The sequence below is a fragment of the Flavobacteriales bacterium genome (assembly GCA_016124845.1).
GTDB lineage: Bacteria > Bacteroidota > Bacteroidia > UBA10329 > UBA10329 > UBA10329.
On sequence record WGMW01000006.1, the window covers coordinates 42,040 to 66,908 of the forward strand.

At 48.0% G+C, this 24,869-nt stretch carries 27 protein-coding genes; 16 read left to right on the forward strand and 11 right to left on the reverse strand.

Going from position 1 to position 24,869, the window contains the following annotated elements:
* Nucleotides 1-111: 111 nt before the first annotated feature.
* A complete protein-coding gene (locus GC178_02230; GenBank protein ID MBI1286372.1) occupies nt 112-600 on the reverse strand; it encodes a hypothetical protein in 489 nt (162 codons plus the stop codon).
* 206 nt (nt 601-806) lie between these two features.
* On the opposite strand from GC178_02230, the gene thrS reads away from it, so the two are divergent.
* From thrS to GC178_02280, 10 genes are all read left to right on the forward strand, one after another.
* Nucleotides 807-2,750, forward strand: a complete 1,944-nt coding sequence (gene thrS / locus GC178_02235; GenBank protein ID MBI1286373.1) for a threonine--tRNA ligase — start codon at nt 807-809, stop codon at nt 2,748-2,750.
* A gap of 26 nt (nt 2,751-2,776) precedes the next feature.
* Entirely contained in the window at nt 2,777-3,328 is a 552-nt protein-coding gene (locus tag GC178_02240) for a translation initiation factor IF-3 (protein ID MBI1286374.1), read from the forward strand.
* A 20-nt stretch (nt 3,329-3,348) separates the two neighbouring features.
* A complete protein-coding gene (rpmI, locus tag GC178_02245; protein MBI1286375.1) occupies nt 3,349-3,543 on the forward strand; it encodes a 50S ribosomal protein L35 in 195 nt (64 codons plus the stop codon).
* 74 nt (nt 3,544-3,617) lie between these two features.
* A complete protein-coding gene (rplT, locus tag GC178_02250; protein MBI1286376.1) occupies nt 3,618-3,962 on the forward strand; it encodes a 50S ribosomal protein L20 in 345 nt (114 codons plus the stop codon).
* A 64-nt stretch (nt 3,963-4,026) separates the two neighbouring features.
* Complete coding sequence (locus GC178_02255; protein MBI1286377.1) at nt 4,027-5,424, forward strand: hypothetical protein; 1,398 nt, start codon at nt 4,027-4,029, stop codon at nt 5,422-5,424.
* A complete protein-coding gene (locus GC178_02260; protein ID MBI1286378.1) occupies nt 5,421-5,879 on the forward strand; it encodes a T9SS type A sorting domain-containing protein in 459 nt (152 codons plus the stop codon). Before GC178_02255 ends, GC178_02260 begins: the two co-directional genes overlap by 4 nt.
* Before the next feature lie 46 nt (nt 5,880-5,925).
* Nucleotides 5,926-6,420 (forward strand): transcriptional repressor, encoded by a 495-nt coding sequence (locus GC178_02265; protein ID MBI1286379.1) that lies wholly within the window; start codon nt 5,926-5,928, stop codon nt 6,418-6,420.
* Nucleotides 6,417-6,752, forward strand: a complete 336-nt coding sequence (locus GC178_02270; protein ID MBI1286380.1) for an STAS domain-containing protein — start codon at nt 6,417-6,419, stop codon at nt 6,750-6,752. The genes GC178_02265 and GC178_02270 overlap by 4 nt, the downstream gene beginning before the upstream one ends.
* A gap of 12 nt (nt 6,753-6,764) precedes the next feature.
* Complete coding sequence (locus tag GC178_02275) at nt 6,765-8,051, forward strand: adenylosuccinate synthase (GenBank protein ID MBI1286381.1); 1,287 nt, start codon at nt 6,765-6,767, stop codon at nt 8,049-8,051.
* Between the two features lie 10 nt (nt 8,052-8,061).
* Nucleotides 8,062-8,262: a membrane or secreted protein gene (locus GC178_02280; GenBank protein MBI1286382.1), complete on the forward strand. Its 201-nt coding sequence runs from the start codon at nt 8,062-8,064 to the stop codon at nt 8,260-8,262.
* On the opposite strand, the gene GC178_02285 is transcribed toward GC178_02280, so the two are convergent.
* The 10 genes from GC178_02285 to GC178_02330 all read right to left on the reverse strand — a co-directional run bounded on the left by GC178_02285 (nt 8,259) and on the right by GC178_02330 (nt 17,807).
* Nucleotides 8,259-9,224 (reverse strand): FAD:protein FMN transferase, encoded by a 966-nt coding sequence (locus GC178_02285; protein ID MBI1286383.1) that lies wholly within the window; start codon nt 9,222-9,224, stop codon nt 8,259-8,261. The genes GC178_02280 and GC178_02285 overlap by 4 nt on opposite strands.
* 95 nt (nt 9,225-9,319) lie before the next feature.
* Nucleotides 9,320-9,526, reverse strand: coding sequence for a hypothetical protein (locus GC178_02290; GenBank protein ID MBI1286384.1), 207 nt, complete (start codon nt 9,524-9,526; stop codon nt 9,320-9,322).
* A gap of 99 nt (nt 9,527-9,625) precedes the next feature.
* Nucleotides 9,626-10,123: a glycoside hydrolase gene (locus tag GC178_02295; protein ID MBI1286385.1), complete on the reverse strand. Its 498-nt coding sequence runs from the start codon at nt 10,121-10,123 to the stop codon at nt 9,626-9,628.
* A 75-nt stretch (nt 10,124-10,198) separates the two neighbouring features.
* A complete protein-coding gene (locus tag GC178_02300) occupies nt 10,199-11,515 on the reverse strand; it encodes an NADH:ubiquinone reductase (Na(+)-transporting) subunit F (GenBank protein ID MBI1286386.1) in 1,317 nt (438 codons plus the stop codon).
* An 18-nt stretch (nt 11,516-11,533) separates the two neighbouring features.
* On the reverse strand, nt 11,534-12,148 hold the full coding sequence (gene nqrE, locus GC178_02305) for an NADH:ubiquinone reductase (Na(+)-transporting) subunit E (protein ID MBI1286387.1): 615 nt from the start codon (nt 12,146-12,148) through the stop codon (nt 11,534-11,536).
* 38 nt (nt 12,149-12,186) lie between these two features.
* On the reverse strand, nt 12,187-12,906 hold the full coding sequence (locus GC178_02310; protein MBI1286388.1) for an NADH:ubiquinone reductase (Na(+)-transporting) subunit D: 720 nt from the start codon (nt 12,904-12,906) through the stop codon (nt 12,187-12,189).
* Nucleotides 12,907-12,930: 24 nt separating this feature from the next.
* Nucleotides 12,931-13,860, reverse strand: coding sequence for an NADH:ubiquinone reductase (Na(+)-transporting) subunit C (gene nqrC / locus GC178_02315; GenBank protein ID MBI1286389.1), 930 nt, complete (start codon nt 13,858-13,860; stop codon nt 12,931-12,933).
* Nucleotides 13,861-13,862: 2 nt separating this feature from the next.
* Entirely contained in the window at nt 13,863-15,038 is a 1,176-nt protein-coding gene (locus tag GC178_02320; GenBank protein MBI1286390.1) for an NADH:ubiquinone reductase (Na(+)-transporting) subunit B, read from the reverse strand.
* Between the two features lie 13 nt (nt 15,039-15,051).
* A complete protein-coding gene (locus tag GC178_02325; GenBank protein MBI1286391.1) occupies nt 15,052-16,410 on the reverse strand; it encodes a Na(+)-translocating NADH-quinone reductase subunit A in 1,359 nt (452 codons plus the stop codon).
* Between the two features lie 224 nt (nt 16,411-16,634).
* Nucleotides 16,635-17,807: a hypothetical protein gene (locus GC178_02330; protein ID MBI1286392.1), complete on the reverse strand. Its 1,173-nt coding sequence runs from the start codon at nt 17,805-17,807 to the stop codon at nt 16,635-16,637.
* A gap of 164 nt (nt 17,808-17,971) precedes the next feature.
* Here GC178_02330 and GC178_02335 point away from each other — a divergent pair, with 164 nt between their 5' ends.
* From GC178_02335 to GC178_02360, 6 genes are all read left to right on the forward strand, one after another.
* A complete protein-coding gene (locus GC178_02335) occupies nt 17,972-19,267 on the forward strand; it encodes a DUF5103 domain-containing protein (protein ID MBI1286393.1) in 1,296 nt (431 codons plus the stop codon).
* A 102-nt stretch (nt 19,268-19,369) separates the two neighbouring features.
* On the forward strand, nt 19,370-19,753 hold the full coding sequence (gene apaG, locus GC178_02340; protein ID MBI1286394.1) for a Co2+/Mg2+ efflux protein ApaG: 384 nt from the start codon (nt 19,370-19,372) through the stop codon (nt 19,751-19,753).
* Between the two features lie 205 nt (nt 19,754-19,958).
* Entirely contained in the window at nt 19,959-21,704 is a 1,746-nt protein-coding gene (locus GC178_02345; GenBank protein ID MBI1286395.1) for a hypothetical protein, read from the forward strand.
* 72 nt (nt 21,705-21,776) lie between these two features.
* A complete protein-coding gene (gene pruA / locus GC178_02350; GenBank protein ID MBI1286396.1) occupies nt 21,777-23,408 on the forward strand; it encodes an L-glutamate gamma-semialdehyde dehydrogenase in 1,632 nt (543 codons plus the stop codon).
* 39 nt (nt 23,409-23,447) lie between these two features.
* Nucleotides 23,448-23,795 (forward strand): septum formation initiator family protein, encoded by a 348-nt coding sequence (locus tag GC178_02355; GenBank protein MBI1286397.1) that lies wholly within the window; start codon nt 23,448-23,450, stop codon nt 23,793-23,795.
* A 48-nt stretch (nt 23,796-23,843) separates the two neighbouring features.
* On the forward strand, nt 23,844-24,761 hold the full coding sequence (locus tag GC178_02360) for an aminopeptidase (GenBank protein MBI1286398.1): 918 nt from the start codon (nt 23,844-23,846) through the stop codon (nt 24,759-24,761).
* The last annotated feature ends 108 nt before the right edge of the window (nt 24,762-24,869 follow it).

A 24,869-nucleotide genomic window follows, 5' to 3' on the forward strand; every position in this document is an offset into this window, starting at 1 on the left:
ACTCGGTTTTTCCATGCCGAAAATTACGGCTGGCAAACTCCAAAACAAAAAACCCTCCCACATTCGTGGAAGGGTTTCTACAGTTCCGAGGTTTCTCGATCAGCCTCGTTATTATTCTTGGTATGCAACTGGCATCTGAGGCGACTTAGCGAAATCATTCACCGATGGATCGAAGTAGATCCAAGCTGCCTCTTCCGGATTTTCCATGTCACCTTCTTGCACGTTCACATCAAACTCAAACTTCTGATTGTCAAACTTATACCCCTTCATCACTTCGGTATTCACATTGAATCGCTTGTGAACGCCCGTGTTTGAGGCCACATCGATGATGTAATCCTTATCAAACTCAACATCAAAACTGAAACGTCCGTCACGGGGAACCATTTGCTGCTTCATCAATTCTACACTTTGCGACTGATGATAGTACCTGTAAATGGTAACCGAACTCATCACCTTCTTATCCTTCTTATCACACAGGATGTTGCCTTTGACGGTTAAGGTTCCATAATTTTGAGCGCTCACCGAAACTCCGCACAATACCAACACCACCACAAACACCTGAGCGTAAATTCTTGAGATAATTTTAGTAAGAAGATCCATCACGTTTTGATTTTTAAGGGTTATGGAATGCTTAACGGGAGATTTAATTTTCCGTTTCCGTTTATCGATGAACGACATATTCCTCGGATTAACGGTAACTATCAAAGGGCAAACGACCGTTTCCGATACCATCAAACTTTGAGGCCAGAAGGTTTAGCCCCGAACAGCGCGAATCCTATCTTTGCGCCCCAAATCTGAATATCGAAATGATAACAATTACACTACCTGACGGTGCCCAGAAGAAGTTTGAAAGTGGCGTAACTCCCATGGATGTGGCGATGAGCATAAGCGAAGGACTTGCGCGAAATGTGATCTCTGCAAGCGTGAACGGAACCAAGGTAGAAACGGTAACGCCCATTACGGAAGATGCCAAATTGGTGCTTTACACATGGAATGACAAGGAAGGAAAGGAAACTTTCTGGCACTCTTCTGCGCACGTTTTGGCGCAGGCGCTGGAGCATCTTTATCCAGGGGTAAAGTTGACCATTGGTCCTGCCATTGAGAATGGGTTCTATTATGATGTGGATCTTCCTGAAGGAAAAACCATCACCGATGCCGATTTCAAGAAGATCGAAGACACCTTTTTGGAGTTGGCGCGGCAAAAGGCCGAGTTCAAAATGAAGTCGGTTTCCAAGGCTGATGCACTTAAGTTTTATAAAGACCGAGGCAACGAGTTCAAAGTGGAACTGATCGAGAACCTTACAGACGGTGACATCACGTTCTGCGACCATTCCGATTTTACCGATCTCTGCCGTGGCGGACACATTCCTAACACAGGAATCATCAAAGCTGTGAAGATCATGAATGTGGCCGGTGCTTACTGGCGCGGTGATGAGAAGAACAAGCAGCTGACCCGTGTTTACGGCATCTCCTTCCCGAAGGACAAAGAGTTGAAGGAATACTTGGTGATGTTGGAAGAGGCCAAGAAACGTGATCACAGAAAGCTGGGGAAAGAGTTGGAACTGTTCACTTTCTCGCAAAAGGTCGGTCAAGGATTGCCACTTTGGCTTCCAAAAGGAGCCGACCTACGCAAGCGTTTGGAAGCATTCCTTCAAAAACAGCAAGTGGAGGCTGGTTACGAAATGGTGATCACACCACATATCGGTTCCAAGGAACTTTACGTGACCTCTGGCCACTACGCCAAGTATGGCAAGGACAGTTTCCAACCGATAAACACGCCACACGAAGGCGAGGAATTCCTGCTGAAACCGATGAACTGTCCGCACCATTGTGAGGTGTACAAGTTCAAACCTCGTTCTTACAAAGACCTACCAGTTCGCTTGGCCGAGTTCGGAACAGTTTACCGTTACGAGCAAAGTGGAGAGTTGCATGGTCTGACACGTGTCCGCGGATTCACACAGGATGATGCGCATATTTTCTGCCGTCCAGATCAGGTAAAAGACGAATTCGTGAAGGTTGTCGATTTGGTTCTATATGTATTGAACGCCTTGAAATTCGAGGATTTTACTGCACAGATCTCACTTCGCGACCCTGACAACAAGGAGAAATACATCGGTTCTGATGAGAACTGGGCGAAGGCTGAAGCTGCCATTGTGGAAGCTGTTGCCGAGCGCGACATCAAAACCGTGACCGAATACGGAGAAGCCGCTTTCTATGGTCCAAAACTGGACTTCATGGTGAAGGACGCTTTGGGTAGAAGCTGGCAGTTGGGAACCGTTCAGGTTGACTACAACTTACCTGAGCGCTTTGAGTTGGAATATGTCGGTTCTGACAACCAAAAACACACGCCTGTGATGATCCATCGCGCGCCATTCGGCAGCATGGAGCGTTTTGTGGCGGTGCTTTTGGAGCACTGTGCGGGTAAATTTCCGCTTTGGCTGACACCGGATCAAGTTGCAATTCTGCCCATTTCCGAGAAATTCAATGACGAAGCGAAAAAGCTTTCAGGTTTGCTTAAGAATTACGAAATTCGCGCCCTCGTTGACGAGCGTAACGAAAAGATCGGGAAGAAGATCCGTGATACGGAGTTGATGAAGGTTCCTTACATGCTGATTCTGGGCGAGCAGGAAGTGAGTTCAGGAAAGCTATCAGTAAGGAAACAGGGAGAAGGAGACCTTGGAACATTCAGCATTGAAGAATTTGCCAAACTCATTCACGAGGATATTGAAGCGGATCTGAAATTGAATTGATAACGTTTAACTAAACAGAATAAACCATTAGAAGACCAAGAAATCCGAGGAGATTCGTAAGAACCGAAGATCCCCATAAGATCAACGAGAGGATAGACGCGCGCGAAGTGCGTTTGGTTGGTGAAGGAATTGAACCAGCCGTGTATCCGATACGAAAAGCCTTGGAAATGGCGGAAGAGCAAGGACTTGACCTTGTAGAGATCTCACCGAATGCCGAACCACCGGTATGTAAGATACTCGACTACAAGAAGTTTTTGTTCGAGCAGAAGAAGAAGCAAAAAGAACTGAAGGCCAAAGCCACCAAAATCGTGGTCAAGGAAATTCGGTTCGGCCCAAACACTGACGACCACGATTTTGAGTTCAAACTCAAGCACGCGAAGCAGTTTTTGGAGCAGGGCGCCAAAGTAAGGGCGTTCGTATTCTTCCGAGGACGGTCGATAGTGTATAAGGATCAGGGAGAGATCCTACTTCTAAAGTTCGCCAACGAGTTGGAAGAACTGGCAAAAGTGGAAATGCTCCCAAAAATGGAAGGAAAGAAGATGTTCATCATCCTCTCTCCAAAGAAGACAAAAAAGTAAGTTCAACAATAATAGACGTCATGCCTAAGGTTAAAACAAATTCCAGCGCGAAGAAACGTTTCAAGTTCACCGGTTCTGGAAAAATTAAGCGTAAGCACGCGTTCAAGAGTCACATTCTTACCAAGAAGACTACGAAGCAGAAGAGAAATCTGACGCACGCAACATTGGTAAGTGCTGCAGACACCGCGAACGTGAAGCACATGCTAAAGGTTTAATTGAAGTTCAACCCGGTTTTAAGCCAGAAAGTCCCGCATGAAAACGGGCGCTTAACGCCAAAAACAAAAAAGAAATGCCAAGATCAGTAAATGCAGTTGCCTCAAGGGCACGAAGAAAAAAGGTCCTCAAGCAGGCCAAAGGTTACTTCGGAAGAAGAAAAAATGTTTGGACGGTAGCAAAGAATGCCGTTGAAAAAGGTCTTCAGTACCAATACCGCGATAGAAGAGCGCGTAAGCGTGAGTTCCGCGCATTGTGGATTCAGCGTATCAACGCTGGTGTTCGCCAGTACGGAATGTCTTACTCAACTTTCATGGGTAAACTGAACGAAAAAGGAATCGACATCAACCGTAAGGTTCTTGCAGATCTTGCGATGAACGAGCCAGAAGCGTTCAAAGCAATTGTCGATCAAGTAAAATAAATTCAACTTTTGAACTTACTGAAGGGCTGTTCCGAATCGGGGCAGCCCTTTCTATTTTAGCACGGTGACGGACAAGCAGGAACGAACGGTCTTTTGGTTGATGGCGGCAAATGCCGTTGCCTTCGTCATCATATTTATGCTGGTGGCAAGCAATGATCGTTTGGCCGCAGATGACTTTCACTATTTCGTAAAAACCAAAGAACTCGGCATTTGGGGTGCGATGCAGTTCTACTACCAGAACTGGAATCCGCGCTGGTCGGCCACATTGATGACCAACTCCGTTCTGAACAGCTACTCCTCGCCTACTTCGCTGCTACTTTTTCATTTCGCTTCGCTGATGTTTGCCTTCGCAGCTGTTTTCGCTTTTGTGAAAGCAGTCATCGCACAGATGAAATTATCACTCAAGAATTGGCAATCCACTGTTCTTGCCATGTATCTGCTTGCAGTCATTTTCTATGGCTCATTTTCCAGAGACGATACTTGGTTTTGGCTCACGGTAAACCCCATGTATTTCTGGGGAAGTTTTTCGGCTGTCCTTGGAGGTTCGATCATCCTCATGAAAGGCTGGAAACTGATTCGAATACCGTTGACAGCATTGCTTTTTCTGTACGCAGGTGGCGCAAGCGAAACGGTTGCCATTTCCACCATTGTAGTACTCTTCTTCTTAGGATTTATCACCCATAGAAAGCAATTTTCCATTCAGGTTGACCGAACTGCTTTGCATGCAGCAACCATAGCTTGTCTCATCGGATTCGGCATTGATGTGATCGGGTCAGGTGCGAAGGTCCGCTTCTCGCACCTTCCGCAACTTTCCATTTCGGATAAGATACTTGTCGGACTTTGGAACTACATCAAGTTCACGTTGAAGGAAATTCCGCTGACCTTGCCAGCTTTTCTTGTTGGGGCTGCGCCATTTGCATTCTTGGGCAGAAAGCAGTTGCGTTTTCAACTCATTTCATGGAAAGAACTGCTTTGGGAAGACCGCAAACTTTGGATCGTTGCCGATCTGCTGGTCTTCGTCATGGCATTTTCCATGGCATTTTCCATGGGCGATATGGGACCGAAACGCGCCTGGTTTCCGCTCACTTTCGTTATCCTCATATTCTCTGTCGTGTTTGCCTATCAACTGGGCACGTGGCTTTATATCGAAACCAAAGGCAAACTCTACCAACTGGTCGTTCTTTCGCTAATGCTTGCGCTTTTCTTTCAGGTCGGAATGGGATTCTATCAAGTTCGCACAACTTCGATCTATGCGAAAGCCGTTGACCAACGGATGGAATTCATTTCAGCATTATCGCCTACCGATTCCGTTATTGAACTGCAACCTCTCCCCGATTCGGGTTGGCTGTTTTCCGCAGAGATCACGGCAGACACTTCACATTTTACCAACAGGCACTTGGGATTATATTTCGGGAACCGCCATCGGTTTGTAATTCCAGACAGCGTAACTTCATCGCAATGAAACGGCTGGCGGTGTTTTTTGTATTGGTGTTGATGAGTTCATTGGCGAATGCGCAATGCAAAGACACGCTCAACTTCCCGAATTATCAGCCGCCTTGCTACCCCGATTTTCTTCCTGTATGCGGCTGCGATGGCGTTACCTACCGCAACAGTTGCTTCGCTGATTATGCCACGGTGCTTCAGTATCAGGAACGGCCGTGCGAGCAGGTGGCGATGTACATCTACCCCAATCCTGCCACGGACATCCTTTACACCACGGTGGCCACCAAGTACGATGCGGATGTGAACATTTACATCTACGACCGCAACGGACTGATCCAGTTCTACCGCTATTTTCCACAGGTGACCAACCAGCAGATCTACGTTCCGTTGGATGGTCTTCAGCAAGGGCTTTACATCATCATGGCCGAATCTAACGGTGTTACGAAATTGTTGAAATTCCTAAAGTGGGATTGATCGCCCGAACCGTACGAATAAGTACCTTTGAACCTTAATCGGAGCGATGCTTTCTGAACCAGAAACAGAGATATTCGAGAATGTGAAAGAGATCTTCTCCAATTATTTGGAGGAGCACGGTCACAGAAAAACCCCTGAACGATATGCGATTCTGAGCGAGGTGTACTCACTCGATGGTCATTTCGACATCGAATCGTTGTACGTGAAGATGAAGGAAGAGAACTATCGCGTCAGTCGGGCCACACTTTACAATACAATTGAACTTCTGCTTGATTGCAAGCTTGTGACCAAGCATCAGTTCGGAAAGAACATTGCTCATTTTGAGCGCTCATACAAGTATGCTCAGCACGACCATTTGATCTGTCAGGATTGCGGAAAGGTTTTCGAATTCTGCGATCCGCGCATTCAGCAGATCCAGAACATGGCAGGCGACATACTCGGTTTCAACATCACCAATCATTCATTGAACTTTTACGGTGCCTGCCGCAAACTGGCCGAAACAGGAAAGTGCAATAAAATGAACCAGCCAACAAACCCATGAACTATAAAATCGAAGACCACGCAGGTGGTAAACTCATCACGCTTTCAGGTCGATTGATCGAGAAGTCTCAGGCCGATGGAGTCATCAAAGAATTTGAGGGACTTTTGTCGAATGGCACGGACAAATTCCTCATGGATCTGGCTGAACTTGAGTACGTGAACAGCACGGGTCTGAACCTGCTTATCGGCATGTTCACCTCTGCACGTAACGCAGGTGGCGAACTGGTTATCGGTGGCATCTCTGCCAAGGTTAAAAAGTTGATGGTGATGACAAAACTTGACTCCATCTTCAAGATCTATGGTTCGGTGGAGGAAGCCGCTGCAAATCTTTAATTCAGAACAAAATTGAAAAAAGTGGATGTGCTTTTAGGGCTCCAATGGGGCGATGAAGGCAAGGGAAAGATCGTTGACGTACTCACTCCCAAGTACGATGTAATTGCGCGTTTTCAGGGTGGGCCGAATGCTGGCCACACGTTGGAGTTTGAAGGCATCAAACACGTGTTGCACACCATTCCTTCGGGAATTTTCCGTGAGAATGCCATCAACGTAGTAGGCAATGGTGTGGTCATCGACCCGATCATCTTCAAGAAGGAGATCGACAAATTGGAGGAACGCGGCATTGATGCCACCAAGCGTTTGAAAATTTCGAAGAAGGCTCACTTGATCCTTCCTTCTCACCGACTTTTGGATGCAGCATCTGAGGCGGCCAAAGGAAAAAGCAAGATCGGTAGCACACTTAAAGGAATTGGGCCTACGTACATGGACAAGACGGGTCGCAACGGTCTTCGCGTAGGCGATACACTTCTGGTCAATTTCCAAGAGAAATATGGTTTCCTGAAGGAAAAGCATGAGCAGATGCTCGGTCATTACGGAGCCGAAGGTGTTGCTGCTGACATGGAAGCGGAATGGTTCGCCAGTTTGGAAACACTGAAGCGTTTTGACCTGATCGATAGTGAGCAGTTTCTGAATGAACAATTGAGTTCAGGAAAATCCATTTTGGCAGAAGGTGCGCAAGGCTCGCTGCTTGATATTGACTTCGGCTCATATCCATTCGTTACTTCTTCCAACACGGTCTGTGCCGGTGCCTGTACAGGTTTGGGTGTGGCTCCAAACCGTATTGGAAATGTGATCGGCATTTTCAAAGCCTACTGTACTCGTGTTGGTTCTGGTCCATTCCCCACGGAGTTGTTTGATGAGGTTGGTGAAAAACTGTGCGAGATCGGTCACGAATATGGCTCGACAACCGGACGAAAAAGACGTTGCGGTTGGTTGGATCTTCCTGCATTGAAATACGCCATCATGATCAACGGTGTAACCGAACTGAACATGATGAAAACCGATGTGATGGACACGTTCGATACGATCAACGTGTGCACCCAATACAAGATAAATGGCGAACTAACCGAACATCTTCCTTTCGACCTGAATGAAGAGGTAGAGCCGATTTACACAGAAATGAAAGGTTGGAAAACCGACCTGACCAAACTGACACAGGGAAATGAACTTCCACAGGAACTACAGGAATACATCGCTTTCATAGAAGCTGAGGTCGGTGTTCCCGTATCGGTCGTATCGGTCGGTCCGGATAGAGAACAAACCTTGTTTCAGAACGTTAGTTCAGTAACCGCTTAAAGCACAAAAAATGGCAGCCGTTTTAGCAGCAATACTATTACTCGGACTTGGATTCGCAGGAATCGCCATCAAGCTCATCTTAAAGAAAGACGGAAAGTTTGCGGGTACTTGTGCCAGCAACAGTCCATTCTTGAATGAGGAAGGCAAGGCCTGTTCATTGTGCGGTGCGATGCCAGATGAGCAGTGCCAGAAACCTGACACGACCGCTTAGTCAGCCTCGGATTTCCAAGTACTCACGCTCCCATCTCCTTGGGAGTAAATGAGAATACCGTTCAGTTCTTTATTCTCTGAGACAAGTTTCTGAGCTTTCCCGAACCCCAAAACCATACAGGCCGTGGCATAGGCGTCTGCTGTCATACAATCGTTGGCAATGATGGTGGCACTCAAAACGTCTGTCATTGCCGGAAATCCTGTTCTTGGGTTCAGTGAATGACCATACTTCACACCATCGATCTCCACAAATTTCCGGTAGTTGCCAGAAGTTGCCATTGCCTTATCGTTCAGGTTAATAGATATCGTAGCCTCATGACTGACGCTGCCTTCATTCGGCTCATCTATTCCAACCGACCACTCACCGTCTGGTTTCCTGCCTGAAGCTCGAAGTTCTCCACCAATTTCCACCAAGTAATCATAGATTCCCAGACTTTCGAGATAACGAGAGACCACATCGACCGAATAGCCTTGCGCAATAGCATTCACATCCAACTGAACATTGGAATCGATTTTCACATAGTCCGAACCGTCCAAACGGATCAAGTTCATTCCAACATGCGCAAGCACGCTATCCACATCTGCTGAATCGACATGCGAAGTACTCCAATCCCGCTCGAACCAATATTTCATCAATGGACTGACCGTGATATCCAATGCACCATCTGTTGCCGCGTTGATCTCCAATGCGCGGTTCACCACTTCTTTGAACATCTGAGGCTGCTCCAGACCAGCGGTCTCATTTCGGTTCCACTTGCTGATGTAACTGCTTTTCTGATACGTGGAAAGCACACGGTCGAAAGCCAAAAGCAGGCTATCGATCTGGTACTGAACATCTGCACCGTTGGTGTAGTAAATTATCGAATATGTGGTTCCCTGTGTATAACCAGTTGCCTGTTTGCGAGTGGCACCAGCACAACCGAAGAGAACCAATGCGGCCAAGGCAAGTATTGAATTTCTCATTGCGGCAAATTTAACCTTACGCAGCCAAGCACATATACTGAAAATGAAAAGCCCCGCCACTTGCGTGACGGGGGCTTCTTTTTGGTCTTCATTTCTTAGTGAGCTGCCTCTGCTTCTGTTGCCGTTTCCGTAGCAGTTTCGGTCGTATCTGTTGATGCGCCATGCAACGGTTCAACTTCCACAGATTCTGGAGCTACTTCTGTAGTTTCTACCGATTGATTTTCCTCAGTAGTGGCAGTTGATGAGCAAGCTGCCAAGCTCAAAGTTGCTATTGCAACCAAGAACATTTTTGTTGTTTTCATTTGTTAGAGAATGATTAATAATTCGCGTCAAAAGTAGATAGCCGAATGATCTGTTTTACAATTCGGACCCGTTCCGAAATAATATTTCAACGCTGATTATCAATCAGTTATACGAACAACCTTTACGAATCTCGACAGATAATAGTCGTAAGAATCCAATGCGGTGACAATAATGCCACGTGCATTACTGGTGGCGCTATGGATGAACTGAAGGGGCTCGCCTGATTCGCTTACCACAATTCCAGCATGTCCAACAGGACGCTTTTTCTTATCCCTTCCTGCAAAGAGAATGATATCGCCTTTTTGGCAACTGTCCAAGGGAATCTCTGAACCGATGTTCGCCAATTCGGCTGTGGAACGCGGCAGCTCAACCCCGAATTTGGAATACACATAGCCCACAAATCCGCTGCAATCAAACCCTTCGGGCGAACAGCCACCATATTTATATGGAACTCCTATAAGCGACTCGGCCAAATGGATCATGGAATCAACCTCGAAAACACTCGCGACCGAATCCATTGACAATGAATCAACCTCCTGTGCATTTGCAGCAGAAAGACCCGAAATCAGGAAACCGATAAGAATTACACTTCGCATCACTCAAAACTATCGGCTTCTAAACAAAAAAAGCGGCCCAAAATTGGGCCGCTTTGAACATTCAATTGTTTATCGTTATCCACCGAAGTCATCGAACGATACGTTCTCTGGTGGAACTCCCCAGTCATCGCACATCTTGATGACCGCTTGGTTCATCATCGGTGGTCCACAGAAGTAGAACTCGATCTCCTCTGGTGCATCGTGATGTTTCAGATACTGATCGATCACTGCATTGTGAACGAACCCAACGAAGCCATCACCTTCCGGATCATTGATGTCTTTCTTCACCTTCCAGTTATCCTCAGGTTTGGCATCCGAAAGCACCATGTAGAAATTGAAGTTCGGGAAGTTCTGCTCGATCTCACGGAAATAGTGGATATAGAACAGTTCAGCCCGTGAACGACCACCGTACCAATAAGAAACTTTTCTTCCTGTCTTCAGGGTTTTAAAGAGGTGATAAATGTGCGAACGCATTGGCGCCATACCTGCTCCACCACCGATATAAAGCATTTCCGCTTCTGTCTCCTTGATGAAGAATTCACCATAAGGTCCTGAAATGGTACACTTATCACCAGGCTTCAAGTTGAAAATGTAAGACGAAGCGATACCTGGGTTGATGTCAGCCCACGTGTTCTTGGCTCTGTCAAAAGGTGGAGCCGCAACACGCACGTTCAGCATGATGTTTCTTCCTTCCGCTGGGTAAGATGCCATCGAATAGGCACGTACCACTTCTTCGTCATTCTTCATCACCAGATGACGCATGGCAAACGGACCTTCAGCCCAATCAGACTCAAATTTATCAGGCTCTCCTGGGTGATCTTTTGGATGCGCCTTGATGTCCATATCAGAGAACTTCACCTCGCATGGTGGAATCTTGATCTGAATGTAACCTCCCGCTTCGTAGTGCATCTCTTCTGGGATTTCCACCACGAATTCCTTGATATAGGTCGCCACATTGTAGTTGGAAACTACCGTTGCCTCCCACTCCTTGATACCGAAGATCTCTTCTGGGATGCCGATCTTCATATCCTGCTTGATCTTTACTTGGCAACCCAATCTCCAATGGTCTTGTATCTGCTTACGCGAGAAATAAGGCGTTTCGGTAGGAAGGATCTCTCCTCCACCTTCGAATACTTGGCACTTACATTGTGCGCAGGTACCACCACCGCCACAGGCTGATGGCAAAAAGATCTTATTGTTTCCCAAGGTGGCGAGAATACTGCCCCCTGACTCGACCTCTACTTCCTTCTCGCCATTGATAAGCACCTTTACAGGACCTGAGGGTGCCAATTTGGCCTTTGCGAAAAGCAGTGTAGAGACCAGTAGAATAATGACCAGCAGGAACACAATGACGCTGGTAGCAATTACTGTAGATGTTGATAGAAGAACCATGCTTTGCTTAGATCTCTGTTAAAGTTTGATACCCATAAAACTCATGAAGGCAATGCCCATCAATCCCGTAAGGATGAAGGTGATACCCAAACCACGGAGTGGACCAGGAACACTTGAGTAACGGATTTTTTCGCGAATAGCAGCGATGGCCACAATGGCCATGAACCAACCAATACCTGAACCCACACCGAAAGCCGTGGCTTCACCGATGTTGGCATATTGACGTTCTTGCATGAAAAGCGCACCTCCAAGAATGGAGCAGTTTACCGCAATAAGCGGAAGGAAAATACCGAGTGATGAATACAACGCTGGCGCGAATTTCTCAACGGCCATTTCCACCAACTGCACCATGGCGGCAATGATGGCGATGAACATGATGAAGCTGAGGAAGCTCAGATCCATGGTGGCCAAACTTGGACTCAACCATGCCAAAGCGCCTTCCTTCAACATGTAGTTCTCCATCAGGTAGTTCACCGGAACCGTGATGCCGAGTACGAAGATCACCGCAGCACCGAGACCGACACCTGTCTTCACCGTTTTACTTACGGCCAAGTACGAACACATGCCCAAGAAGTAGGCAAAGATCATGTTCTCAATGAAGATGGCCTTTACGATTATATTGATGTATTCCATTTTCTGTAGCTTCTAATTAGTTTCAAGCCGTATGCTTTTTAAGCCTCGATCAATTTCGTGTTTCGTGAACGCTGAACCCAGATGATCACACCGACCGTGATCAACGCCATCGGTGGCAGGATCATCAGACCGTTGTCCACATAACCCAATGCGTAAAGTCCCGATGCTTCGGTTGCCAATGAGCCATCCGAAAGCAATGCTCCCACTTTGTGACCGAAAATGGGGTAGCCCCACAACTTTCCAGAGCCAAGGAGCTCACGGAAAACAGATACGATAATGAGGATAAGTCCGTAACCAAGGCCGTTTCCGATACCGTCCAAGAACGCTGGCCAAGGCTTGTTCCCAAGCGCAAATGCCTCCAAACGCCCCATGATGATACAGTTGGTGATGATAAGACCAACGAATACGGAAAGCGCCTTGCTGATGTCGTAAACAAACGCCTTCAACACCTGATCCACAAGAATTACCAAAGCCGCAACGATCACCAACTGAACAATGATTCGGATACGGTTCGGAATGTAATTCCGCATCAGCGAAACGATAACGTTACCCATGGCCGTCACAAACGTTACCGACAGCGCCATTACAAACGCCTGTTTCACCTGCACGGTAATGGCCAAGGCCGAACAGATACCGAGTACCTGTACCGTGATCGGGTTATCATCATCCAACGGATTACTGATAAGCGCCTTGTTCTTCTTAGAGAACAATGGCTCGCTCGGCTGCTTTACTTTTTCTTCAACTGCTACTTCGCTCATTGTGAAGTTTTTTAGTTCTGTTCTTTAATCAACAACTACGGTTGTATCTACTTTTTCCACATCCAAGGAATCCATGAATGCCACGGCCGCAGAATCTGGCGAAATCTCCTCTCCCAATCCTGAATTTTCTCCAACTCCCATACTTCCACTCGCAGAAGCATCACTCGCCTGCAGCCCCAGAAAATAAGGTTCGTACAACTTAAGCGTACGCATGATCATTTCGGTTACGCCATTACTTGTAATGGTTCCACCAGAGATGGCATCAACTCCGTGAGGACTTCCTTTCGCTCCACCTTTCACAGCTTTGATTCCGGTAAAATCTCCCTTCTCATCAAAAATGGTCTTGCCTTTAAATGGAATCTGGAAGGCAGGCTGTGCGATCTCCGCTCCCAAACCAGGTGTTTCCGACTTGTGATCGAATACGGCACCGACAACCGTCTTGCCGTCAGCGGCAATGGCCAAGTACCCCCAGATAGGTCCCCAAAGTCCTGTTCCTACCAACGGGACAACGTAAAGTTTCTCTCCATCCTTATCGATAACGTACAATGGAAAGTTGACGCCCTTGCCACCGTTAAATGCAGCCAATTCGCTACGGATCTCATCGATATTGCTGAACTCCTGCACGTCCAATTTGGTATAGATGTTCGAAAGACCCGATTTATAATCTTTCAACACATCAATATCAAAAGCGTTCAGTTCGGTTTGCTTCACCTTGCCATCTGCACCGATCACCAATGCCTCTTTCACATACTCATCATAGGCTGTCTCTGCTTCATTTGCAGGAACTTCAATGCCTACTCCCTTGAGGATGTTCTGACGCTTCTCATTGTTCACATTCGCAGTTTGCATCGGCTTCAGGCTTTCGGATGCCAATGCCAAAAGCGTGGCAACGATAACCACCATCACCGTGGCGAAGAGGAATGTGTACTTATTACTGTTTACATCAACCGCCATGATTACGCAGCTTTAACGTTTAGTCTTTTCAATCTTCTCTTAATGTTCGCCTCCACCACGTAGTGATCGATAAGCGGTGCCATCACGTTCATGAACAGAATGGCCAACATGATTCCTTCCGGATAGGCCGGGTTGAACACGCGGATCATAATGGCCATGAATCCGATCAAAAATCCGTAGATCAGTTTTCCCGTGTTGGTCTGTGCGGCCGTTACAGGATCTGTTGCCATGAACACAACTCCGAAGGCGAAACCACCTACCAGCAGATGCTCATACCATGGGAACTGCATCAGGCCATTGGCTCCGAACGCGTTGAAGATCAATCCCATTGCCGAAGCACCAACAACAGCCGAAAGCATGATTCTCCAGCTTGCAATTCCTGTGAAAAGAAGGATGGCCGCTCCAATGAGAACCGCCAAGGTCGAGGTCTCTCCTACCGAACCTGGAATGAATCCAAGGAACATGTCCTGAACCGTGAAACGCAGATGCTCCAGACCGCCTTTCATGGCGGCAAGATCACCCAGCAGCGTTGCTCCCGAAATCGCATCGTTCTCCATGGCTCCGTGAATCCAAACCTTGTCTCCCGACATGAATGTTGGATAGGCGAAGAACAGGAACGCTCTTGCCGTAAGTGCCACGTTCAGAACGTTCATTCCCGTACCACCGAACACCTCTTTTCCGAAAACAACCGCAAATGCCACCGCTACGGCCAACATCCAAAGAGGAATATCAACCGGAACGATCAACGGAATAAGCATCCCTGTCACCAAGTATCCTTCTTCTACGGAGTGTCCTTTGTACATCGCAAAACCGAACTCGATGCCCAGACCGACCGCGTAAGACACCACCACCAACGGAAGCACCTTTACAAGTCCAATGCTGAACATGTCCATGAAGGAGGCCGTGGCCAATTCGCCCAACTCGCGGTAATGCTGATAACCAGCGTTGTACATACCGAAAAGCAGACATGGCAACATGGCCGTGATCACCACGCTCATGGTTCTTTTCAGGTCAATGCCATCGCGGATGTGCGAACCTGAATGCGTCACCTCTTCCGGTGTGAACGCAAAGGTCTCCAACGCATCAATGGCGGTAAGAACCTTATTGTACTTCTCGAACTTGCCCCCTTTCTCAAACGGGGCTTTCATGTTCTGGAAGGCTGTATGCAAAAACTTCATCGTGCCTTATCGTTTATCCACATTCTTGTTCAATGAGCTTCAATCCATCGCGAACGATCTGCTGTGCTGGCGTCTTTGACGTGCACACATATTCGCAAAGCGCAAAGTCCTCATCATCCACCTCGTAAATACCGAGGTTTTCCATCAATTCAATATCGCTGATCATGATCGCCTTCAGCAGGTGCTGCGGGTAGATGTCCATTGGGAATACACTCTCGTACTCGCCTGTGACTACCAGCGCGCGCTTCTCACCATTGGTATTGGTGTCCAACGCATACTTCTTGCCTGACATCAGCCAAGAGAAATAGCTGTGCGACATGGAGAATTTGCCAAAACCGGGGCTTGCCCACCCTTCCGTAATGAAGAACTTGGCGTGGTCGCCTTCTGGGATCACCGTCACTTCCTTATCGTAGAAGCCGAGGTAGCCGTCAGCGCTCACATTCGTACCTGTAAGCACATTTCCGCTGATGTAACGGTTGTTGCCACCGTTCACATCCTTGGCAATGGAAGCAACACTGCTACCTTGAAGGGTGCGCGAATACTTCGGATTGGAAACCGAAGAACCTGCCACCGCCACCACGCGCGTAGCATCATATTTACCTGTTAGGAATGCGTTTCCGATCAACGCCACATCCTGTGCCGTTACCGTAAACACCACTTCACCTTTGTTCAATGGGTCGAGGTGATGGATCTGCACACCCACATTACCAGATGGGTGCGGACCGCTGAACCAGTTTACCTGAACACCTTTCGCGCTTTTCACCACGTTCGAAGTGCTCAACGTGCGGTGCAGATTCAAATGAACCGTACCGTCTGTCAGTTGCTTCAACACTTCCAAACCTGCTTGAAACTCCTTCTCCTTTCCGTTCAGTACAAAATCAACATCAGCAGCCAAAGGCGCGCTGTCGAAACCTGTAATGAAAATGGCTTTCGGGTTGTCACTTGGGCGGGCAACGGTCGCATACGGACGTCTTCTGATGAACGCCCACAGACCACTTTCCAACAATTTCGTCTTCACATCCTCACGGCTCATGGTGGCAGCATCGGCTGTACCAAGCGCTGCGTAGCGTGTCTCCTTGTCACCAAGGATCTTAATACCCAAAATCTTACGCTTGGCACCTCGCACAACTTCCACCACTTCGCCACTTACCGGAGAGGAAACCTTTACCTCAGGATAATCCTTGCTGTAGAACAACGGTGTTCCGGCAAGTACCTCTGCGCCTTCCTTTACCAGCAGTTTTGGGGTGAAATTCTTGAAATCGATCGGTTTGACCATGAATGTGTCGGACCTCTCTGAGTTGCCGATCACTTTGTCGGCCTCACCCTTTAGCGGGATGTTCAGGCCCTTTTTGATCCTGATGTCTTTTGACATGTTTATGCGGATTTCTCGTCCTTAAAATCGCGGGCAAAATTAAGAGAAACCGAATAGGCACTATGACGAATATTGACCACTTATTAATTTAGAACCATTCTAAATAAAACGATTCCTTAACATCAGAATTACCTATGCACATCCTTCAACTTGGTCATTTTAAACAAGGGGAAAAATCTCACGGCTGCGGAGCGCTCAAACGCGCTACAGGAAATAAACGCTGGCTACTTCATCATAAACCGCCCACCCCGTATAACGTACGGAACGCCATCAATGGTAATCTCATCTCCTTCACGCTTCAGCGCGAGATCCAGAATGTCATCTTCCATCGTATGCACAGACCCTTTGGTTCTTCTGGCAAGGTCTAAATACTGTGTATTGATAGGCTTTTTCACTCCGAAAAGATCCATTCCGCAAACGATCACCTTCACAGGTTTATCGATCTTGCTCATAAAGGAATAATCGCGCATATCCGCCCAATTGTCTGCCAGCATCACCACCTGTTTGGTCTTCGGATACTTCTCCAATCCTTTTATGACCGATTCAACGTTATTCTCTGGCGTATCGCCACCGAAACCATTGCTTATACACTTGAAAGCGTAGTTGGTGATCGTATCAATGGAATTCGTTTTGCACAGGTAAACCCCGCCTACCCTTCCAGCGCGCTTCAGGTAGTCAGGCGTCATATCTCCATCGTTGAAAAACGAGAAGTTCAGCATCTGTTTATTGTGCTTCAGATGCAGCCAAGTAAAAACCTGGATGTAATAGGGAGACATGCTTCCGGTAAGATCCACACAGATCAACTCCTCGTCAAATTTGATGTGTTTCTCCAGAATCGGGAACAGCGAGGTATCACCGATGCTCTCAACCGAAAGGTCTCCGAACATCGACTCAGGAGATTCAGGCTTGTAAAAGGGCACCTTCAGATACTTGATCACAATGCCGTGGAACAGTTTCTTGGCACCATCCTCTGTGGCATAACCCAGTTGCTCCACGAAATTCCAATCGACCATCTTTTGGTTGAACACATCCGGGCACAGGAAATACAGCTCCGCCACCCGTTTCTTGTTCAGTATATCCTGAACGTCCTCGTTCTTGAAATCGGTGTACACCACATCCACACTCAGAATGTTGCAGCCACCTTCATTCAGTTCGGCCGCATCTTCAGGGTTCAGTATCTGTGCGCTGCCGTAGTTCATTCGCAGGGTCACGGTCTTCACCTTATCGCTCTCATCCTTTCGCATCTCATAGAGCCTTACCTTGGTGGTATCCACCTTCAGGTTAATGTTCATATCAACCCGCATGCTCGCGTCCTGAGCGTAGGTTAATTGAAAAGAAGAAATACAGAAAATGAAAGCGATGGCTGCAACCGCAGCGCGAAAAGTAGAGGTATCCATGGCAGGTAGTTTGTGGAATTACTCCATCACAAACGCCAACAGAACAGCAAATATTATTTTAAAGCGTGACTCTTACCGTTTATTACAGGCTACCGGGTGGAGCTTCACTCATAATTGCCAATATCTCCTCCCACACTCCGTTACTCCTATCTTTGCCGCCCGATATGCGCAACGCCTTTACCTTTTTCCTTTTCACCGTTTCCCTTTTTCCCCTTCTGACGCTTGCGCAGGATGATGAATACTTCAACGACAGCTATCTGCGCTATGAGGACCGCACCTACCTGCCCAACATCAAAACCGTGCAGATCGGGGTTAAGAATGTGGATCTGAGCATGCCTGTCATTGCCTTGGGCGGGGGCGAGATACTCGAAGTTTCCTTCGATGACCTCAATGGTGCCTATCAGGATTACACCTACACCGTGGTGCATTGCGACCGCAACTGGGTGCCTACCGATATTCCGCAGAGCGAGTACATCAACGGCTTTTTGGAGCGCAATATCATGCAGTACAACTTCTCCATGAATACCGTGCAGCGGTACATCCATTACAGCTTTTCCTTTCCAGATAGCAACTTCAACCTCAAGGTCTCCGGCAATTACGTCCTTATCGTCTATCGCGACTTCAACCGCGAGAAACCCATCTTCACCCGCAGGTTCCGTGTGTATGAGGATCTGGTACAGATCAACGCGCAGGTGCGTCTGCCTATGATCATCAACCAACGGCTCACCCATCATCAGATAGATGTGGAGATCAATCATGCCGATTACGAGATCCGAAACCCCATGCGCGACATTGCGCTGCACATTCAACAGAATTACCGCTGGGACAACATCAAGACCGACCTCAAACCCATCTTCATCAAAGAAGGACTGCTTACGTATGATAATATGGGAGGTGTTTCCTTCGAAGGCAGCAACGAGTTCCGTTGGGTGGACACGCGGAGCCTTCGTTACCAGCAGTCCAATGTCAGCGGCATCTGGTACGACCCCGACTCCATGAAGAACCACGTCTTCCTTATCCCCGACAAGGTTTTCAGCAAAGAGCGTTACATCACCGAACCCGACATCAACGGGGCCTTTTACATTGATGTCCGCGAAGGTTTCGACCCAACTACCGATGCAGATTATGCTCAGGTCCACTTCCAGCTCAAATACCCCGAGCCCGTGCTTGATGGCGGTCTCTACCTCTTCGGTGGCCTTACCGAGTGGCAGATAAAACCCGAATACCGGCTCGAATACAGCTATCGCGATGGTGTGTACGAAACCTCGGCCTATCTCAAGCAGGGGTATTACAATTACCAGTACATCTACCTAAAGGATGGCGAGACCGAAGGCTCCACCGAACTCACCGAAGCCTCCTTCTACAACGCCCGCCAGCTCTACACCTTCTACCTCTACCATAAGCAGATGGGCTCGCGCTACGACCGTCTTATCGGACACACCATTATCGCCTCGCCTTAGGTCAGAAAATCGTTCTTGGCGACTGTACGTCAGCTTTTCAGTTGACATTTTTCGGCAACGGTTAATAAAAATGATCGTTTATTTGTCACAGCGCACTTCGCTATGACCAAGGTTTCAAACGGCATAAAGGTGACCACAAGGGTTCGGTTCAAGGAGGAATACTCGGAACCGGACAAGAACTACTTTGTGTTCTTCTACCGCATCACGGTCGAAAACCAGAACGTCTTTGAAGTACAGCTTCTCCGCAGACATTGGGACATCTTCGACAGCAACGGCATCAAGACCGTTGTAGAGGGTGAAGGTGTGGTGGGTGAGAAACCCGTGCTTGCCCCTGGCGAAACATACTCTTACGAAAGCGCCTGCAATCTCGAATCGGGCATTGGCCGAATGGGCGGCTTCTATCAAATGATGCGTACGGAGAACGGGGTTCTCTTTCAGACAGACATTCCCGAATTCGTGCTGGAAGTGCCGTACATGCTCAACTGAGTTTTAAGCTGTAATTCCAATTAGGTCATTCTTCTCTGCGCCATCATTCCAAACCTTGGAGGTCTCTACATGTCTGGCAGCCGACCTCACAGCATCCGAAACATTACCTTCGTCAGCATGAAGCAATGGCTAACGGACACTTTCGTTTCAGGCACCTTCTACACAAATAAGTGAAGTGGAATTCACAATCATCGCAGCGTAACGCATGAACAGAATTGTAACGCTTTTCGGCAATGTGTTTTTTGAAGTGGTCATCATGCTGGCATTCATCATCAGCATCAATAACTACTTCGGAAATCAAGAGAATTACATCCTTTCCGATGGCATCGGCTACTACGATCATCTCCCCTCCGCGTTCATTCATCACGATCTGGTTAGGAATGACGCACCCATAGAGGTTGACCCTCATAAATACGAACGGATCAAAGCTTTGGGAGCTCCCGGAGGATACGTACCCTACAAGGAGTTCATGGTAAACAAATATGCGGTGGGCACAGCACTCCTTGAATCCCCGTTTTTTCTCGCCACATGCGTGAAGAAGAGTATGGAAGGGGATGTTGGAGATGGCTACGGAACTGACTACCAGAAAGCCATCTTTTGGTCAACGCTTTTTTACCTCTTCCTCACACTGCTGTTCCTGTCAAAACTGCTGCAACTCTACGAAGTTTCGCCTTGGGCCATCCGATTCATTCAGATACTGCTGGTATTTGCAACTCCCATCACGCATTATGCGAATGCAGAGGCAAGTTTCAGCCATGTTTACTCCCTCTTTGCCATCACGGCATTCATGTATTTCGCCAAAGATGCGCTGAACCGTTTCCGCGTCAGTTCACTCATATTGGCGGGGCTCATATTCGGACTCGTAATAAGCATCCGACAGCTCAATCTGCTGGTCATACTCATGCTTCCGTTCCTCGCGGGGTCGATGAGCAACCTCTTGAGTGCACTTACACACTGGTTCCAACATTTCCGGTATGTTGTACTCAGCGCAGCCGCTGCCTTGGCTGTTATTTCTGTTCAATTGTTTGTTTGGTACCTGCAAACGGGCCATTGGTTCGTGTACAGCTATCAAGGTGAGTCGTTCAATTTTGTCGATCCGCATTTCATCGACATCCTCTTCAGTTACCGGAAAGGACTGTTCGTTTACACACCGGTTCTCATGGTCTCGTTGCTTGCAATGGTCTGGTGGTTCGTCCAGAAAAAGGTCTTTCTCGCCACTTCATGGATCTTCTACTTCGTCACCATAACATACGTGCTGTCATCTTGGTGGTCGTGGTACTACGGTTGCAGTTACGGGTTGCGGGCATACATAGATTACTTCGCGTTCTTCTTCATCCCAATAGGAATTCTGCTCACGCGGTCGGCCTGGTATTTTTCGTTGCCAGTTGCCGTTCTCATGTTGGCGTGCATACCAGTTAATGCGATTCAAACCAAACAGTACAAGGCGTACATCCTGAATTGGATGGACATGGACAAGGAAAAATATTGGAAAGTATTTCTACGAACCGAACCCCAATTTGAAGGTCTGACCTGGAAAGAAGCGGTCGATCTGTCACAGTTCAATATCACCCACACGGCCAAACTCGGCAAAACGGTGGTGCCAGAAAAGCCGGAAACCGCAGGCATGCACTACAACCTTTCTGAGGTTCCCGATTTTCAGAATGTGGATGCCATACAGGTTCTGCTTTACAATGACTTCAACCGTGGAAATGACCTTGACGTGGTCTTCGAGATAAACGAGGTGGAACCTAAGGTCAATCGTGTTTGGGACCATCGGTATCTTATTCAGTTTGCAGACGAGGAGTTCGGCAAGCCGCAGATGGGACAATACCTGTTCAGGTTCGGGAGGATGAATGACACCAACGAGAAAAAGGTGGTACTCTACTTCCACGATGGATCCATGACCACAGAACTGGACAGTGTCCAACTCCGGTTTCTGTCAAGAAAATAGACTGCGGGACGTGTCACGATCAGTTTAATACATCATCTGTACTTTCGCAGCTCAAAACAGAAAATCTGAGCCATGTCGAAAGGATTCTATAACGTACCCAAAGCCACCAACGAACCTGTTCTGAGCTATGCTCCCGGAAGCAAGGAGAAAGCTGAAGTTAAAAAGGCCCTTGAAGTGCTTCGCAGCAAGGAGATCGATGCCCCAATGATCATTGGCGGCAAGGAAGTTCGCACAGATGCCACGGTGCGCATGGCTCCTCCACACGACCATAAGCACACGTTGGGTCATTTCCACCGTGGAAATGCCGAGCATGTGAAAATGGCCATTGATGCAGCCATGGAGGCCAAAGAAAAATGGGCCAACTTGGGTTGGGAGCACCGTGCTTCCATCTTCCTTAAAGCTGCCGACCTTCTTGCCGGACCGTACCGCGCCAAGATGAATGCTGCTACTATGCTTGCTCAGAGCAAGAACATTTTTCAGGCAGAAATTGATGCTGTTTGTGAGTATGCCGATTTCCTCCGCTTCAATGTGGAGTTCATGACGGAGATCTACAAGCAGCAACCGCCCTACTCGCCTGCTCCAACTTGGAATCGTGTAGAGCAGCGTCCGCTTGAGGGCTTCATCTTCGCACTCACACCTTTCAACTTCACTTCCATTGCAGGTAACCTACCTGGCGCTCCTGCTTTAATGGGGAACACGGTTGTTTGGAAACCTGCCGATAGCCAGATCTACTCGGCTCAGATCATCATGGAGATCTTCAAGGAAGCAGGACTTCCCGATGGCGTTATCAACCTTGTTTATGTTTCAGGTCCAGTTGCAGGTGACGTCATTTTCAACCATCCCGATTTCGGTGGCATCCACTTCACGGGTTCTACAGGCGTGTTCCAGAACATCTGGAAAACCATTGGCGAGAACATTCACAAGTACAAAAGTTACCCTCGCATCGTTGGCGAAACAGGCGGCAAGGATTTCATCATCGCGCATCCATCCGCGAAAGCGAAAGAATTGGCCACGGCCATTGTGCGTGGTGCTTTCGAATTCCAAGGCCAGAAGTGTTCGGCTGCATCTCGCGTGTACGTTCCAAGCAACCTTTGGAACGAGGTTCGCGATTACGTGCTCACCGACCTCGAAACCTTCAAAATGGGTGTGGCGGAAGACTTCACCAATTTCATCAATGCCGTAATTGACGAAAAGGCGTTCGATAAGATCACAGGTTACATCGATCAAGCGAAGGCAGACGGCCAGAAGATCATTGCTGGTGGCAACTACGATAAGAGCAAAGGGTACTTCATTCAACCGACCATCATTCTTGCCGACAAGCCAGATTACACCACCATGTGTGAGGAGATCTTCGGCCCTGTGCTGACCATCTACGTTTACGATGAGAACAAATGGGAAGAAACCCTCGACCTTGTGGACAAGACCTCGCCTTATGCGCTCACAGGCGCCATCTTCAGTCAAGACCGCTACGCCATTGAGCACGGCATGAAGAAACTACAGAATTGTGCTGGCAACTTCTACATCAACGACAAGCCTACGGGTGCCGTTGTCGGGCAGCAGCCTTTTGGCGGGGCAAGAGGCTCTGGCACCAATGACAAGGCCGGTTCCATGATCAACCTGTTGCGTTGGGTTTCTCCACGCACCATTAAAGAGAATTTTGTTCCGCCAACGGATTACCGTTATCCTTTCTTGGCCGAAAGCTGAGATTGAACGATCGCCTGTTAAAAAAGCCGCCCAAGGACAATGATCTTTTCCTCGGGTGGTTTTAATTTTATGGTGATGAAAAAGTTCCGCTCCATCGTACTCAAGATCAAGCCTTACGCCAGCAACAAGTTCATTGTAACGCTTGCCATCTTCTTGGTCTGGATGACATTCTTTGATGAGAACAACTTCATTACGCTCGTTCAGAACCGAATGAAACTGGCCGAACTGGAAGCTGAAAAGGAGCACTACGTGAACGAGATCAAAGAAAGCGAGGAAGACCTCAAGCTCCTACAGAACGACAAGGAACTCTTGGAGAAATTCGCACGTGAAAAGTATCTCATGAAAAAGGAGAACGAGGAGATCTTCGTCTTTGCAGTAGAGGAATAGACCTCCCCAACCCCTCGTTCAAAGAAGGGGAATACCTACATTTCCACCATGGAATTATTGAAGCAACTCTGTGCCGTTCGCGCAGTAAGCGGTGACGAACGCGCCATGACCGATTTCGTTCTCCATTACATTAGCGAGGCCGAAAAGAACTGGAAGGTAAAACCGACCATTTTCGCTGGCGATGAGTTCCACGAGAACATCATTCTGGTTTTCGGTAACAAGCCTCGTACCGCCATTTTCGCGCATATGGACAGCATCGGATTCACCGTGCGCTACGGCAAACAATTGGTGAAGGTCGGTGGTCCAGTCACGAAAAAAGGATTTGAGTTGGTCGGTAACGATTCGCAAGGCGAGATAGATTGCAAACTGAAAGTGAACAAGGACACCAGCGAACTCAAGTACAAGTTCAATCGCAAGATCGACCGCGGGACAAACCTTTCGTTCAAACCTGATTTCCGCGAAACGGAAGATTCCGTTCAGTGCTGCTACATGGACAATCGCCTCGGGGTTTGGAATGCCCTGAAAGTGGCCGAAACACTGGAAGAAGGCATCATCGTTTTCAGCACGCGCGAAGAACATGGTGGCGGAGCCGTTTCCTACTTGGGTAAATTCATTCAAGAAAAATATGGTGTGCGCCAAGCACTCATTTCCGACATTACGTGGGTAACCGAAGGCGTACAACCAGGTCTGGGCGTGGCCATTTCCATGCGCGACCGCGGTCTACCGCGCAGAACCTACCTCAATCACATCATCGAAATTGCCAACCAAAGCGGCATTCCGTTTCAACTCGAAGTGGAAGGTGCTGGCGGCAGCGATGGTCTCGAACTTCAATCATCTCCTTTCCCTTGGGAATGGGTTTTCGTGGGCGCACCAGAGGATAATGTCCACACGCCAGATGAGATCGTCCACAAAAAGGACATTGAGGCGATGACCGCTTTATATAAGGTTTTGATGGAAAAGCTTTGATCAGCGATTGTCACCCTGAACTTGTTTCAGGGTCTGGTATGCGTTGGGTAGACCCTGAAACAAGTTCAGGGTGACGCACTGAACGGTCAATCAGGAGCTCTGTCAACC

Coding starts and splice junctions, on each gene's coding strand:
- thrS (MBI1286373.1), top strand. CDS start 807: ATGATAACAATTACACTACCTGACGGTGCCCAGAAGAAGTTTGAAAGT.
- apaG (MBI1286394.1), top strand. CDS start 19,370: ATGACCAAGGTTTCAAACGGCATAAAGGTGACCACAAGGGTTCGGTTC.
- GC178_02280 (MBI1286382.1), top strand. CDS start 8,062: ATGGCAGCCGTTTTAGCAGCAATACTATTACTCGGACTTGGATTCGCA.
- rplT (MBI1286376.1), top strand. CDS start 3,618: ATGCCAAGATCAGTAAATGCAGTTGCCTCAAGGGCACGAAGAAAAAAG.
- GC178_02265 (MBI1286379.1), top strand. CDS start 5,926: ATGCTTTCTGAACCAGAAACAGAGATATTCGAGAATGTGAAAGAGATC.
- GC178_02325 (MBI1286391.1), bottom strand. CDS start 16,410: ATGTCAAAAGACATCAGGATCAAAAAGGGCCTGAACATCCCGCTAAAG.
- GC178_02330 (MBI1286392.1), bottom strand. CDS start 17,807: ATGGATACCTCTACTTTTCGCGCTGCGGTTGCAGCCATCGCTTTCATT.
- GC178_02290 (MBI1286384.1), bottom strand. CDS start 9,526: ATGAAAACAACAAAAATGTTCTTGGTTGCAATAGCAACTTTGAGCTTG.
- GC178_02355 (MBI1286397.1), top strand. CDS start 23,448: ATGATCTTTTCCTCGGGTGGTTTTAATTTTATGGTGATGAAAAAGTTC.
- GC178_02300 (MBI1286386.1), bottom strand. CDS start 11,515: ATGGTTCTTCTATCAACATCTACAGTAATTGCTACCAGCGTCATTGTG.
- nqrE (MBI1286387.1), bottom strand. CDS start 12,148: ATGGAATACATCAATATAATCGTAAAGGCCATCTTCATTGAGAACATG.
- rpmI (MBI1286375.1), top strand. CDS start 3,349: ATGCCTAAGGTTAAAACAAATTCCAGCGCGAAGAAACGTTTCAAGTTC.
- GC178_02335 (MBI1286393.1), top strand. CDS start 17,972: ATGCGCAACGCCTTTACCTTTTTCCTTTTCACCGTTTCCCTTTTTCCC.
- GC178_02285 (MBI1286383.1), bottom strand. CDS start 9,224: ATGAGAAATTCAATACTTGCCTTGGCCGCATTGGTTCTCTTCGGTTGT.
- GC178_02230 (MBI1286372.1), bottom strand. CDS start 600: ATGGATCTTCTTACTAAAATTATCTCAAGAATTTACGCTCAGGTGTTT.
- GC178_02295 (MBI1286385.1), bottom strand. CDS start 10,123: ATGCGAAGTGTAATTCTTATCGGTTTCCTGATTTCGGGTCTTTCTGCT.
- GC178_02345 (MBI1286395.1), top strand. CDS start 19,959: ATGAACAGAATTGTAACGCTTTTCGGCAATGTGTTTTTTGAAGTGGTC.
- nqrC (MBI1286389.1), bottom strand. CDS start 13,860: ATGGCGGTTGATGTAAACAGTAATAAGTACACATTCCTCTTCGCCACG.
- GC178_02270 (MBI1286380.1), top strand. CDS start 6,417: ATGAACTATAAAATCGAAGACCACGCAGGTGGTAAACTCATCACGCTT.
- GC178_02320 (MBI1286390.1), bottom strand. CDS start 15,038: ATGAAGTTTTTGCATACAGCCTTCCAGAACATGAAAGCCCCGTTTGAG.
- pruA (MBI1286396.1), top strand. CDS start 21,777: ATGTCGAAAGGATTCTATAACGTACCCAAAGCCACCAACGAACCTGTT.
- GC178_02260 (MBI1286378.1), top strand. CDS start 5,421: ATGAAACGGCTGGCGGTGTTTTTTGTATTGGTGTTGATGAGTTCATTG.
- GC178_02360 (MBI1286398.1), top strand. CDS start 23,844: ATGGAATTATTGAAGCAACTCTGTGCCGTTCGCGCAGTAAGCGGTGAC.
- GC178_02310 (MBI1286388.1), bottom strand. CDS start 12,906: ATGAGCGAAGTAGCAGTTGAAGAAAAAGTAAAGCAGCCGAGCGAGCCA.